9 protein-coding genes are annotated in these 13,927 nt (G+C 61.3%); 3 read left to right on the top strand and 6 right to left on the bottom strand.

Annotated features, from left to right (window positions below; translation table 11 throughout):
- Nucleotides 1-44: 44 nt before the first annotated feature.
- The gene (gene pdxB / locus KG088_RS16510; protein ID WP_213827263.1) at nt 45-1,226 is read right to left on the bottom strand and encodes a 4-phosphoerythronate dehydrogenase PdxB; all 1,182 of its coding nucleotides are present in this window, start codon (nt 1,224-1,226) and stop codon (nt 45-47) included.
- Nucleotides 1,227-1,360: 134 nt separating this feature from the next.
- Between pdxB and KG088_RS16505 the strand changes: the two genes are divergently transcribed.
- Nucleotides 1,361-1,642, top strand: coding sequence for a hypothetical protein (locus tag KG088_RS16505; protein WP_213827261.1), 282 nt, complete (start codon nt 1,361-1,363; stop codon nt 1,640-1,642).
- A gap of 16 nt (nt 1,643-1,658) precedes the next feature.
- On the opposite strand, the gene KG088_RS16500 is transcribed toward KG088_RS16505, so the two are convergent.
- A complete protein-coding gene (locus tag KG088_RS16500) occupies nt 1,659-2,003 on the bottom strand; it encodes a glutaredoxin family protein (RefSeq protein ID WP_213827259.1) in 345 nt (114 codons plus the stop codon).
- Complete coding sequence (rlmKL, locus tag KG088_RS16495; RefSeq protein ID WP_213827257.1) at nt 2,000-4,219, bottom strand: bifunctional 23S rRNA (guanine(2069)-N(7))-methyltransferase RlmK/23S rRNA (guanine(2445)-N(2))-methyltransferase RlmL; 2,220 nt, start codon at nt 4,217-4,219, stop codon at nt 2,000-2,002. Before rlmKL ends, KG088_RS16500 begins: the two co-directional genes overlap by 4 nt.
- Nucleotides 4,220-4,501: 282 nt before the next feature.
- Here rlmKL and rmf point away from each other — a divergent pair, with 282 nt between their 5' ends.
- Nucleotides 4,502-4,708, top strand: coding sequence for a ribosome modulation factor (rmf, locus tag KG088_RS16490; protein ID WP_213827255.1), 207 nt, complete (start codon nt 4,502-4,504; stop codon nt 4,706-4,708).
- Nucleotides 4,709-4,783: 75 nt separating this feature from the next.
- Here the strand turns inward: rmf and KG088_RS16485 are convergent, their stop codons facing one another.
- The gene (locus KG088_RS16485) at nt 4,784-5,839 is read right to left on the bottom strand and encodes a quinone-dependent dihydroorotate dehydrogenase (protein WP_213827253.1); all 1,056 of its coding nucleotides are present in this window, start codon (nt 5,837-5,839) and stop codon (nt 4,784-4,786) included.
- A gap of 258 nt (nt 5,840-6,097) precedes the next feature.
- On the opposite strand from KG088_RS16485, the gene mgtE reads away from it, so the two are divergent.
- A complete protein-coding gene (gene mgtE, locus KG088_RS16480; protein WP_213827251.1) occupies nt 6,098-7,450 on the top strand; it encodes a magnesium transporter in 1,353 nt (450 codons plus the stop codon).
- A gap of 99 nt (nt 7,451-7,549) precedes the next feature.
- On the opposite strand, the gene KG088_RS16475 is transcribed toward mgtE, so the two are convergent.
- Together KG088_RS16475 and trmA are read right to left on the bottom strand one after the other, a co-directional pair.
- Nucleotides 7,550-12,394: an NAD-glutamate dehydrogenase gene (locus KG088_RS16475; protein ID WP_213827249.1), complete on the bottom strand. Its 4,845-nt coding sequence runs from the start codon at nt 12,392-12,394 to the stop codon at nt 7,550-7,552.
- Between the two features lie 196 nt (nt 12,395-12,590).
- Nucleotides 12,591-13,697 (bottom strand): tRNA (uridine(54)-C5)-methyltransferase TrmA, encoded by a 1,107-nt coding sequence (trmA, locus tag KG088_RS16470; protein ID WP_213827247.1) that lies wholly within the window; start codon nt 13,695-13,697, stop codon nt 12,591-12,593.
- Nucleotides 13,698-13,927: the final 230 nt, after the last annotated feature.

The following is a 13,927-nucleotide window of genomic DNA, read 5'->3' as shown; positions in this document are numbered from 1 at the left end:
GGGCCCGCCAATGGCGGGCCCTTGGCATTTCACACGACAGAAACCTAATTCACCACACGAAAGCCGGCACCGCGCAACAGCGGTGCCAGGTGGCCCGCTTGGGCGCCAAGTTCGACATCCAGGGTGGCGGCCTCGCGACGCAGCGGATAGCCGGCCCGACAAGCGTCGAAGCCCTGTGACATGCCCTGTCGCCGTGACGCACGCCGCAGGCTGTCATGATCGCGGCGCACGTCGTAAACCGTGCGCAGGCAAAGCCTCAGGGCCTCCTCTGCCGCGAGCCCATCGTTGAGCGTCAAGCGCGCCACGGGCGCCGGGGGAAGCAGGTCCTCAAGGGCCAGACGCTTCGGCAGGCCGAGATGACGGCAAAGCGAGTGGTAGACCTGATGGGTGCCCCGAAGCTTGCCGTCCAGGCTATAGCCCGCTACATGCGGGGTGGCGATGGCGGCGAGATCCGCCAGTGCCGCATCGATCGCGGGTTCCGTCTCCCAGACATCCAGCACCGCGGTGAGATCGGCTTGGCCGGTGAGCCGCTGACGCAGGGCCGCCGCGTCGACACAGTCTCCCCGCCCGGCATTGAGCAGCACCGTGCCCGGCGCCAGCGCCGCAATGCGTTGTGCGTCGAGCAGACGATAGGTAGCGTGAGGCCCGCGGCGCACCAGTGGGGTATGTAGGCAAAGCACATCGCAGGCGTCGATCAGGGTATCGAGGTCCACGAAGCCGGCCGTGCTTTCCTGCTCGTCGCTCTCGTCGCTCTGCCTTTCCACGCGTGGCGGATCGCAGGCTAAACAGTCGATGCCCATGGCGGTGAGCCGACCGAGCAGGCGACCCCCGACATTTCCGACGCCGACGATCCCCACGCGCCGGCTGGCCAGCTGCCAGCCCTGTCGCTCGGCCAGGGTCAACAGGCTGCCAAGCACGTAATCGACCACTGCCTCGGCATTGCAGCCCGGGGCGCTGACAAAGGCGATGCCATGGTCAGACAAGGCCTGAAGATCAATATGATCGGTGCCGATGGTGCAGCTACCGACGAAACTCAGACGTGACCCGCCCTGTAGCGCCGCATCGATCATCGCGTTGTCAACGCGGGTGATGGAGCGCACCACCAGCGCATCGGCTTCACGCAACGCCGCCGCGTCGATTTCGCGTCCCGGCAGCCGCACTACCTCACCTAATGCCCCGAAACAGGCTTCGGCAGCCGGCACGTTGGCATCGACGACGATTCTCATGATCAAACTCCTGACCTTCGGTATCATCTCGCTTGTTCAGTGTGCCCAAGCCCTTACAATACCGCTATTAACCACACCGCCTTGACCACCCTGGCACCGCGAGATAGCGGCGCCCTCTACCGCCGGGAGCTACCGTGATCGTCCGCTGGGAAACCGACCATGACTACGTGCTGGTGCATGTCCATCAGGACATGTTCGGCGACTGGATATTCAGTCGTGCCTGGGGGCAGATCGGCACTCAGTACGGCGGCCTCCAGCACCGACTCGCCGACGACCGGGACCACGCCTTGTTGTGGCTGGCCGATGAAACCACCATTCTGACGTCCCGTGGCTTTCGCAAGGTCCTCGAGACCGATGACGACAGTGCGCAGGGGCGCGACGCTGTCAGCCAGCTTTCATTGCTCGACGCGTTGTAATCGCAAGTCGGCCCCGCTAGCCGCCAAGATAACGTCGCCCACTACGCATAAAGGCCACTCTGGGGGCTGGCGGGTCTGGCTCGGCATCACGCTGAAAGCGCGACCAGCTCGCCTCGCACAGCCAACCCCGCTCAGCCAGCCAGGCCGCCAGTCGCTCGGCCTCGAAGCCGCGATCCAGCTCTTCCCCAGCGTCATCGGCCAGCACCGGAATACGCACGCCGTAGCGCTCGATCAGGGCATCATCGGTGCTGATTTCCACGCGTTCCAGCTCAATCTCGCCGGCCGCCAAGGTTATCAAAAACGCCTCGAGCTGCTCGCAGAGATAGCAGCCAAGCGTAGTGTAGAGCCTGAGACGGATCATGTTGGCACCCGGTGGCGGATCAAGAAGCAGTGATGCAGGCCCGGACGGCGCTGAAAATCCGGATCGAAGGTCTTCGCCGAGATATCTTCCACGTCGTAGTGCCCCGTCAGCTCGGGGTCCAGCTGGAAGCGCCGTTGATTGTTGGAGAATACCAGCGTTCCGCCCGGTGCGAGGCGTGCCATGGCCAGGTGCACCAGGCGACCGTGATCGCGCTGCACATCAAGGGTATCCGCCATCTTCTTGGAATTGGAGAACGTCGGAGGGTCGAGGAAGATCAAGTCGAACTCGGTCCCGGCGGTTTCCAGCCAGCGCAGGCAGTCGTCACGCACCACGCGGTGACGACTCGGGTCGAGCCCGTTGAGTGCGAAGTTATCGCGCGCCCAGTCCAGATAGGTGTTGGACAGGTCGACGCTGACGCTCTCGTGCGCGCCCTGCAGGTCACTGCCATCGCGCGGCTCTGGCCCCAGGGCGGCATGTACGGTCGCGGCGCCGGTATAACAGAACAGGTTCAAAAAACGCTTGCCCGCGGCCATGTCACCGAGCATACGACGCACCGGACGATGATCGAGGAACAGGCCAGTGTCGAGATAGTCGCGTAGATTGACCCAGAGCCGGGCCCGCCCCTCTCTGACTTCGAAACGCTCGCCACTAGCGGCATGTTTGCGGTATTGCGCCTTGCCACTCTGGCGCTCGCGCCGCTTGACCACCAGGTTGTCCGGCGCGATATCGAGTACCTCGGGGATCACCGACAGGGCATCGAACAGCCGCTTCTGGGCCTGGGCAGGCTCGATGGTTTTCGGCGGCGCATATTCCTGCACATGCACCCGGTCACCGTAGACATCGATGGCCAATGCATACTCGGGCATGTCGGCATCATAGAGCCGGTAGCAGCGCTCGCCGGACTGTTTGAGCCACTTGCGTAACCGCTTGCGGTTCTTGATCAGACGATTGGCAAACATCTGCGCGCCCTCCGAGCGAACCGGCGCAGTCTCTGCCACCGCTTCCATACCCTCATGCGCGGGAACCTCCATCAGCAGCAGCCGGGCATCCAGCGGGCCGTTTTTCAGCGAATAGTATTTATGGGCGCGTAATCCGATACGATGCCCCAGGTCCGGGTTGGCGGTGAATACAGCCAGTTGCCAGCCCGGAAAGGCTGCTTTCACCCGATCTCCCAGCTGCCCGTAGAGTCGCACCAGCGCCGGCAGCTCACCAAGCCGTTCGCCATAGGGCGGGTTGGTGATCAGCAGCCCACGGGGCGTTTCGGGCAAGTCCTGCGGCTTGTCTTGGGGATCGACGAGCTCCCCCAACCCGGCGCCGCGAAGTTCGATCAACGCCGGAATCCCCGCCCGCATGGCATTGGCACGCGCCGCGGCAAGCGCCGGGGGGCTCTCGTCGAAACCGAACAACCGGGCCTTGCAGCGCTTGCGTCCGATGCTCGCCCGCGCCTCGGCCTCGCGCCTGACCTCTTGCCACACCGCATCACGGTGACCGGCCCAACCGTGGAAACCGAAGCGCTGACGCGCCAGATTGGGCGCCATGTCCGCCGCCATCATCGCCGCTTCGATCAACAGGGTGCCAGCGCCGCACAAGGGATCCACCAGCGGGGTCCCCCGTTTCGCCAGGGCCGGCCATCCGGCACGTACCAGCAGCGCCGCCGCCAGGTTTTCCTTGAGCGGTGCATGGCCGACGTCGCGTCGATAGCCACGCCGATGCAGGCTGTCCCCGCTGAAATCCACCCCCAGGGTCAGGCGACCGCGATGCAGATTGGCATAGAGGCGCAGATCGGGACGCTGAAGATCGACATCGGGTCGCTCGCGTCCCTCCGCCACCAGTCGCTCGACCACCCCATCCTTGACCGTCTGGGCCGCGAAGCGCGTATGGCGGATCGATTCGCTGCGCCCATGGAAATCCACTGCCAGCGTGTCACCGGGATTCAAGTGGCTTCGCCAATCGATGGCGGCGGTAGCCACATGCAGTTGGTCGGCGGTCTCGATTCCCTCCTCGCGCCCTAGGCACAGCACGATGCGATTGGCCAGCCGTGACCACAGACAAAACCGATAAGCGGTCTCGAGGCTGGCCCGCACATGCACGCCGGCCACTGTCGTCTTGCCGGGCTCTCCTCCCAGCGTCGCGAGTTCCTCCGCTAACAGTAACTCGATCCCTTTAGGGCAAGTGGCAACAAATTCCTGCATGTCAGGCGGTTGTACTTCATTCATGAATGGGACCATCGACAGGGTGATCAATTAAGTCGACTTAAAGACGACCGGGTGAACGGAGTGTTACAAAACATCAGTCGACAAAGCCGAGCGTGATGGGCTATCACTAATGTGCTAGCAAATGAAAAACGCATGCGTTTCTTGCCATCGGGTTTTTCCTCAGCATGGCAATCGAGTCTCGGCAACGGATAGTCGAAAAGCCCGAGCTTGAAGTGGATTCTTTGTCATGGCGGCATGGCATGGCGAGTTTCCCGGTTCGGTACCTTATCAAGAGGTAGTCCAATGAAACGACAGAAACGTGATCGCTTCCAGCGTGCCTATGTTCACGGCTACAAGGCGGGCGTCTCCGGCCGCTCCAGGGATGACTGCCCCAGTCAGGAAATCAATCTTCGCGAATACTGGATGAGCGGTTGGCGTGAAGGTCGTGGAGACCAATGGTCCGGGATGACGGGAGTCTCGGGCATCCACAAGAACCCCATGGTGATATAACTCTTTTTAGTCTGTCCCGTTTTACCGCAACAATGGCGAGAATTGCGACCGCCAAGCTATAGAGCCCGTGAACCTTCACGGGCTTTTTTGTGCCTCATTGCGATCCACGCGAACGGCAACGGTATCCGCCAAGGCGTGGGCACATTCATTTACCAGGCCCGGTCCGCGATAGATGAGACCCGTATAGAGCTGCACCAGATCGGCGCCGGCAGTGAGCTTGTCGACGGCGGCCTCGCCGCTGTCGACCCCTCCCACTCCGATGATCGGCATGTCGGGGAGCAGGCGGCGCAGCTCGCGGATCATGATGTTAGACATCTCGAGCAGGGGTCGGCCCGACAGCCCCCCGGTCTCCTCGGCATGGGGCAGGCTTGCCACCGAGTGCCGTGTTACGGTCGTGTTGGTGGCGATCACCGCATCGATGCCGTGCTGGTGTAGCGAGCGAGCGACCATGGCGGCCTCATCACCGGTCATATCCGGGGCGATCTTCACTGCCAGCGGCACCCGGCGACCGGCGTCACGGTCGAGTCGATCAGCCTCACTGCGCAGCGTTCCGAGAAGCACATCCAAGTGCTCGCCGAACTGCAGGTTGCGAAGGCCAGGCGTGTTGGGTGACGAGATATTCACGGCGATGTAGTCGGCGCTGGCGTGTACCTTGCGCAGACAGATCAGGTAGTCGTCGACAGCCTGCTCGACCGGAGTGGTGAGATTCTTGCCGATGTTGATGCCAACCACGCCCGTGAAACGGCTGGCCTTCACTCGCGCCACCAGGTGGTCGACACCGGCATTGTTGAAGCCCATGCGATTGATGATGGCCCCCTGCTCGGGCAATCGGAATAACCGTGGCCGCGGGCTGCCCCCCTGAGGTCGGGGCGTCACGGTGCCGACTTCAACAAAACCGAAGCCCAGGGCACCCAGCGCGTCCAGATGATCGGCATTCTTGTCGAGTCCGGCCGCTAGACCAACCCGGTTGGGGAACCGTAGCCCCATCAGCGTCGCCGGGTCTTCGACCGCCGTGCCGGCGAGCCGTCGTGAGAGCCCCAGTCGTTCCACCATGTCGAGTGTCGATAGCGTCAGGCCATGCGCCGTCTCGGCATCGAGGCGAAACAGGAAGGAGCGGACGAGCGAATACATGATATCTCCCGAGACGCGGAAACGAACGGCGACAGCAGACGGCGAGGCCGGAGTATAGCAGCGCGGCCGCCATGCCATCACGCATCGTGATCATTGCATGTGCTGCCCTACACGGTTTTTATGCTCTACTTGTCGACAACACAGGCTGAGCTTTTCACGACTGCCCTTTATTCAAGCGTCATATTCCTGGGTCATATTTCACCACCCTAATGTCAGCGTGATGTTTACCCACCTATTTTTCAGCGCCATGGAGGCGATATGAACGACACCACCGAGACGCTGGAACATCGCCTTTCCGGTATTCATGCCGCCTTGGTCAAGGATCAGACCGAGCAGGTCGATGAGGTCGTCGCCGACCTCGAGCCGGCCGAGATTGCGCTACTGCTCGAATCACTGCCGCCCGCCGATCGCATCCGCCTGTGGGAACGGGTACCGGCAGAAGTCGATGGCGAAGTTCTGTTGCATGTCCATGACGAGGTGCGCAGCACCCTGCTCGATGACATGGATCATGCCGAGATCGTCGCCGCGGCGACCGGCCTGGACACTACTGATCTGGCCGAACTCTTCGAGGACCTGCCACAGCTGGTCGCCGAGGACATGCTGCGTTCCATGGATGAGCAGCAGCGCCAGCGCCTGCAGGAAACCCTCGCCTTCGAGGAAGACAGTGCGGGGCGCTTGATGCGCACCGACTCCATCGGGGTGCGTGCCGACGTCAGCCTGGAGACGGTGAACCGCTTTTTGCGCTGGAAGGAAACGGTACCCGACAATACCGATGCGCTGATGGTCGTAGATCGTAATGGACTGCTGGTTGGCACCCTGCCCCTGGCACGCCTGGTCTCACACGATCCCGAAAAGGCTGTGGCGGACCTCATGCAGACCGAAGTGGACTTCATCTCCATGGACATGAAGTCGCGCGACGTGGCGACGCTCTTCCAGACCCACGATCTCGCCTCAGCCCCGGTGGTCGACGACGAGGGCAGGCTGCTGGGGCGCATCGTCATCGAGGATATCGTTGACGTCATTCGCGACAATTCCGAACAGGCGCTTATGAACATGGCCGGCCTCGACGAGGAGGAGGACCTGTTCGCTCCGGTGCTGCCCAGCGCCCGGCGACGGGCGGTTTGGCTCGGCATCAACTTGATCACCGCCTTCCTGGCCGCGGGGGTGATCGGCCGCTTCGAGGCCGCCCTGGATCAGATCGTTGCCCTTGCCGTGCTAATGCCCATCGTGGCGAGCATGGGCGGTATTGCCGGTAGCCAGACGCTCACCCTGGCCATACGCGGCATGGCGCTGGGTCAGATCAGCCGCACCAATAGCCAGTGGCTGATGCGCAAGGAAATCGGTATCGCCGCCCTCAATGGCGTCGGTTGGGCACTGGTGGTCGCCCTGCTGTCCGTCCTGTGGTTCAAGAGCATCGGCATCGGGGTCATCATCGCCATTGCCCTGGTGATCAACATGCTGGCTGCGGGGATAGCGGGCATCGCGATCCCGTTGCTGCTCAAGCGCATGGGCATCGACCCCGCCTTGTCCGGATCCGTGGTGCTGACCACCGTCACCGACGTGGTGGGCTTCATGGCGTTTCTCGGTCTGGCTACCCTCTTCCTGCTCTAGACGCCTTGGCGCGACTTACCCACTGAAAAACCTTGAACCCCGCCGATTGGCGGGGTTCAAGATTAAGGCAAGCACCATCTCCCAGCGAGGAGGAATATCTCAGTTCTCCTGGCTACTTTCCGCCAGGTCGACCAGCTCGCGCACGGCCACGGCGAACAGCGGGAAGCCACCCTGGCTGCCGGTTCTTCCCACCTCGGCGATCAGCCGGCACCAGCGCTCATGCATGGCGGCATGCAACTGTAGCCATTGGTCCACTCGCTCAACCGCCTCGCTAGGCGCGCCTTCCATCTTCAGCACGCTCACCGTCAGCGCCAGTTGCTGACGATCGATGTCGTCGCGAAAGCTTTCCCGGGCTTGAGCCTGCCAGCTGTCACGCACCTTGAGGTCGGTGACCTGCTGAATCATCCAGGGCAGCTCGAGGCGATCACCGATTTCGTAGAAGACCTCGGCGACCTTCTGCGGCTTCTGGTCGGTCTGGCGGGCCGCCTGGATGATGCCCAGGCCGGCGTAGAGGCTGGCGGAAGCCGCTACCGTGGTAGCCAACGTCTCGGGCACCCCTGCCGCGATGAAGTTATCGTACCGCGCACGCCAGGTTTCATACTCTTCACCGCGCAGCCGTTTGCCAATATTTTCCTGCAGCTGAACCAGACGCGGTGCGAAATAGGCGATAGCATCCTCAGTGCTCATGCCGGTGCGATGGCGGAGAAACCAGCGAGTGACCCGGCGGATCATGCGCATCAGATCCAGCATCATGGTCGACTGCACCCTGCTGGGAACCTGGTTGTCCAGCGCCTCAATCTGTTCCCAGAGACTCGCCAACTGGTAGCTTTCTCGCGCGACAACATAAGCCCTGGCGATGTCGGCCCGACCGGCGCCCGTGGAGTCCATCAGCCGCCGCGTGAACACGATCCCCATGTGGTCGACCAGGTCATTGGCTACCTGGGTGGCGACGATCTCGCGCTTCAGACGATGCGCATACATCCGGTCATGGAAGCGTTCCACCAGGGCATCGGGGAATATGCGCTCGACATAACGGGTGATGACCGGATCATCGGGCACATCAGAGACAATAAGGTCACCCTTGAGCGTGCTCTTGGCATAGGAGATCAGAACCGAAAGCTCGGGCAGCAGCATGCCCTGTTCGTTGGCGACACGCTCGAGCAGCGTCTCGTCCGAGGGCAGGAATTCCAGTTCGCGATCGATCTGCCCCGCCGCCTCGAGCTCGCTGATGAAGCGACGGAAGGGGCCGATACCCTGACGCGACAGCTGCTCGGCAAGATCCAGCGCCTGGGTCTGACGATAATTGTCGAGAATCACCAGGTCGGCGACTTCTTCGGTCATCTCGGCAAGCAACTGGTTGCGCTGCTTGCCCGTCATGTCGCCGCTCTCGACCACTTCATCGAGCAGGATCTTGATATTGACCTCATGATCCGAGCAGTTGACCCCACCGGCGTTGTCGATGAAGTCGGTATAAACGCGCACGCCCTTGGTGGCCGCCTCCATGCGCCCGCGCTGGGTCAGCCCAAGGTTGCCACCCTCGCCGATCACGCGGCAGTTCAGGTCGCGCCCATCGATGCGCAAGGCATCGTTGGCCTTGTCGCCGACCTCGGCGTCGGACTCTTCACTGCTCTTGACGTAGGTGCCGATGCCGCCGTTCCAGAGCAGATCCACGTTGGCCTTGAGCATGGCGCGGATCAGCTCATTGGGAGACAGCTTGTCCTCCTTGATGGCGAAGACCTGCTTCATCGCTTTCGAGATCGGAATCGATTTGGCACTGCGCTTGAAGATACCGCCACCTTCCGAGATCAGGCCGGTATCGTAGTCCTCCCAGCTCGAGCGCGGCATCGCAAACAATCGACTGCGTTCGGCGAAGCTCGACGCCGCATCCGGTGTGGGATCGACAAAGATATGCAGGTGGTTGAAGGCACCGACGAGACAGATCGTTTCTGAGAGCAGCATCCCGTTGCCGAACACATCGCCCGCCATGTCGCCGATACCGACCACGCTGAACTCATCCACCTGGGTATTGAGCTCCAGGCCGAGGAAGTGGCGCTTGACCGACTCCCACGCTCCCTTGGCGGTGATCCCCATCTTCTTGTGGTCATAGCCGTTTGCGCCACCGGAAGCGAAGGCGTCGCCCAGCCAGTGCCCGTACTCGAGGGAAATCTCGTTGGCGATATCCGAGAAGGTGGCAGTGCCCTTGTCGGCCGCCACCACGAGATAGGTATCATCGTCATCGTGGCGTACCACGCTTTGCGGTGGCACCACGTCACCACCCTTGAGATTGTCGGTCACGTCCAGCAGGGCACGAATGAAGGTCTTGTAGCAGGCGATACCTTCGCGCTGCATCGTTTCACGATCGGCGCCCTCCGGCATGCGCTTGCAGATGAAGCCGCCCTTGGCACCTACCGGCACGATGACCGCATTCTTGACCTGCTGCGCCTTGACCAGCCCCAGCACCTCGGTGCGGAAATCCTCCTGGCGATCCGACCAGCGCAGCCCGCCACGGGCCACCTTACCGCCACGCAGGTGCACCCCCTCTACACGGGGTGAGCAGACGAAGATCTCGAACATGGGCCGAGGCCTGGGCATGCCGGTGACGTGCGACGGATCTAGCTTGAGGGCAATGTAATCCTTGTGGCGTCCCTCCTCGCTGAGCTGGTAGTAGTTCGTACGCAGCGTGGCCTGAATAAGCTCGACGTAGCGACGCAGCAACTGGTCGTCATTGAGACTGGCCACTGCATCGAGAAGGCCGTTGATACGGCCCAGGCATGCGTCGATCTGGGTGTCCCCGGGTCGCTGGTCGGGATGAAAACGCAACTCGAACAGGGCCACCAGCTCACGGGTGATCTCGGGATGATTGGTCAGCGTGGCCGCCATGTACTCCTGGGACACACCGAAACGGATCTGCTTAAGGTAGCGGGCATAGGCGCGCAGCATGGCCACTTCCCGCCAATCGAGATTGGCCCCGATGATCAATCGGTTGAACGCATCGTTCTCGGCTTCCCCGATCCAGATGCGCTGAAAGGCCTCGACAAAGCTCTCGCGCATCTCCTGAAGATTGACCTCGGTACTGGTGTGATGCTCCAGGTCGAAGTCATGAATCCAATAGTTGGCATCCGTGGCCTGGATTTCATACGGCCGCTCCCCGATGACCCTCAACCCCAGGTTTTCCATCATCGGCAGCACGTCGGATAGCGGGATGGGATAATCCTGATGGAAGAGCTTGAGATTGACCCCACTTCCCTCTTCCTCGACCAGCCGATACAGGGACAGCGCCAGTGGTGCGCCTTGATCCAGTTCACTGATGTGCTGCAGGTCGTAAACCGCGGTACGCGCACTAAAGTCGTCGCGATAGCTGACAGGAAAGCCGTCACGAAAGCGATCCATCAGGAGATTGGCCTGTTCCTCGCCGAATCCCTCGATGCCGGCGGCCTGCAGGTCATCGCGCCAGTTGCGGGCCAGTTGTGAGATCTTGGCTTCCAGTCGCTTGATATCGTAGTTGCCCGGCTGGCCGTCCTTGAAGCGCATAATGAACTGGATCCGCGCCAACACCGATTCCGACAGGTAGGTATTGAAGTCGCCGAAGGTGGCGTCGAGCTCCTCGCAGAGCAGTTCCTGGATACGCAGGCGCAGGTCGGTCGAAAACACGTCTCGCGGTACATAGACCAGGCAGGAATAAAAGCGACCGAAACGATCCTCGCGAATGAACAGCCGCACGCGACGGCGCTCGCGAATGTCGAGAATGCCTAATGCCGTTTGGGTCAATTCTTCGATATCGATCTGGAAGAGGTCGTCGCGTGGGTAGACCTCAAGGATCTGCAGCAATTGCTTGCCGTTATGTCCCTTCGGATCGAAACCGGCGATCTCCATGACGGACGTGAGCTTGCGGCGCAGAATCGGAATATTGCGCGGCGACTCGTTATAGACCGTCGCGGTAAACAGGCCCAGAAAACGGTGTTCGCCGATCACGCGCCCCTGTTCATCGTAACGATCGATGGAGATATAATCCGGGTATGTCGGCCGATGTACCCGGGCGTGGTGGGCGCTCTTGGCGAACGACAGCAGCTGCGGCACCAATACGTAGTGATCACCGTCGACGCCCAGATCAGTACGGATACGCTCACGATAACGCGGCAGGTCAAGACGAAAGACGCCCAGCTCGCTGCCCTCGGCCAGCTCAAGACGGGCATTTTGTTCACCTTCAGACACCTCATAGGCGTCGTAGCCGAGGAAGGTAAAATTATCGTGGAGCAGCCATTCAAGGAAGGCCAACGCTTCTTGATGATCCTCGGGATCGATCTGCGGCGGACAGTTGGCTCTGACCTCCGCCAAGGCCTGGTCGACGCGTTGGCGCATCGGGCCGAAATCCGCCACGGCGGTGCTGACTTCGACCAGAACCTCCAGCAGGCTCCGCTGAATGTCCTCGAGTACCGCGGGATCCGAGTGACGATCGATCTCGATAGCGATCAGTGACTCGTTTGCCTTTGCCGATGCCGTCTCGCCGGGTGGGGCCACCAGTTCGAGGCGGTGCCGAGCATCACGCTTGGTTTCCAGTACCGCATTATGAATGGCATGAACGGTGATGCCGCGCCGGTTGAGCTCAATGCGTACCGAGTCGACCAGAAATGGCATATCCTCATGGAGTAACGCGACGAAGGTATGCGTCGACTGCCAGCCATGCTCCTCGAAATCGGGATTGAAGACACGCACCTTGGGTTCGGCAGGATCAAACTGCTGAATGAAATGCCAGACGGAAAGCGTGGCACCATAGATGTCGTCTAGCCGCCGATCCGCCAGGTCGTCGAGGGGGACGTTAGAATAAAAATAGCGGGCGAAAGCATCCACTTCCTTGGCCTTGGCCTTGTCGAGCCGACTGGCCAACCGCTCGGCAAGCTGCTTGAGAAAATCCTTTCTGGCGTCTTCGTTCGCAACAGGCTGCATCCATCACCTCGGCTACCGGCGGTCGCAATGGCGACCGGGAGAATTCGATACAACGGCTAAATAAGCCGTAGTGGCTTCAGCTTACGCGTGTGTCTCGCTCGACCCTAGCGGATTGCCGACTTGCACATGGAACATGTTAGATACGCATCGACGCTTGACAAGGGTTCGAGGTCTGACCAGCTCTTATTCATCTTTGTCAATATCGTCGATCCAGCACGACACCGCATTCACAGTGGTCAGTCCAGGGAAACTGGTCGAAGAGTGCAAAACGTGTCACGTCGTGCGTCTCGGTCAGTCGCGCCAGATTATCCGCCAATGTTTCTGGGTTGCATGAAATATAGACGATTTTCGGATAGTCGCTGAGCTGACGGCAGCTCGCCTCGTCCAGACCCGCCCGAGGCGGGTCGACCAGCACGGTGGTGAAGTCGTAGTCATCCAATGCCCACGCCGTGACTCGCCGCCCGCCCTTCTCGCCATTCAGGGCCGAAGAGAATTCTTCAGCCGACATTCGGCCGATGACGGCATTCTCGATGCCGTTGGCCTCGAGATTGCGCTGCGCACTCGCGACAGCGGTCCGGGATATCTCCGTGGCCAGCACGCGTCGAAAGTTCTCGGCGAGTGCTACGGTGAAGTTGCCATTCCCGCAGTAGAGCTCGACGAGATCTCCCGATTGGCTGTGGCGCGTCGCCTCCCTTGCCCAGCGCAGCATCGAACGACAGACCTCGGCATTGGGCTGGGTGAAGCTGTTCTCGACCTGCTGATAGAGAAACGCGCGGCCTTCCAACTCGAGGCGCTCCCAGACATGGTCCCGCGCGAGGACCCGCCGCTGCTTGCGCGCTCGCCCGATGATCATCACGCTCAGGCTGTCTTGCAGACGGTACGCCTCGGCCTCCCAGGCCTCGTCGAGCGGGCGATGGTAGATCAGCGTGATTAGCGCCTCGCCCGACAGGGTGGTGAGGAACTCCACCTGGAAGAGCTTGTGTCGCAAGTGGGGATTTTCGCGAATGGCGTCCAGTAGGCGTGACATCAGCGCGTTGATTCGCTGGCTGGCGACAGGATACTCATCGAGACGCACCACGCGCTTCTTGTCGGGCGTCTCGTCGTCTCTCTCGAACATCGCATAGAAGAGATCATCGCCTTCATGCCAGATGCGAAACTCACAGCGTTGCCTGAAGTGACTCGGTGGCGAGGCAAAGACCTCCAGTGTGGGCGGCGAAAAGCGCGCGAACGCTTGCTCGATGTACTGACGCTTGGCCGCAAGCTGCTGCTCATAGCGGTCAGGGTCGACGACGGGTATGGCCACTGAGTCTCCTGGGTGATGAGGCGATGAAGGATGAAAAGAACGACAAATCTGACACTCCTCGCCCGCCGCGCTTCGCGCGTTGGGCGAGGGTTCTAAGGTCACCCCCAGAACCTTCCTGCTTCGACACGCTTTCACTAGACAACAGCTAGGCCGCTGCCCCCGCTCCAGTCGCTCCACAGGCTAACCCCGCCAGCCCGGCGGTTCGGATATTCCTGGCTGCATTGATGTCG

The sequence above is a fragment of the Halomonas jincaotanensis genome (assembly GCF_018448785.1).
In the GTDB taxonomy this organism is placed as follows: domain Bacteria; phylum Pseudomonadota; class Gammaproteobacteria; order Pseudomonadales; family Halomonadaceae; genus Halomonas; species Halomonas jincaotanensis.
The sequence above is the reverse complement of the archived record's forward strand: the minus strand, read 5'-3'. Positions and strand labels throughout refer to the sequence as shown.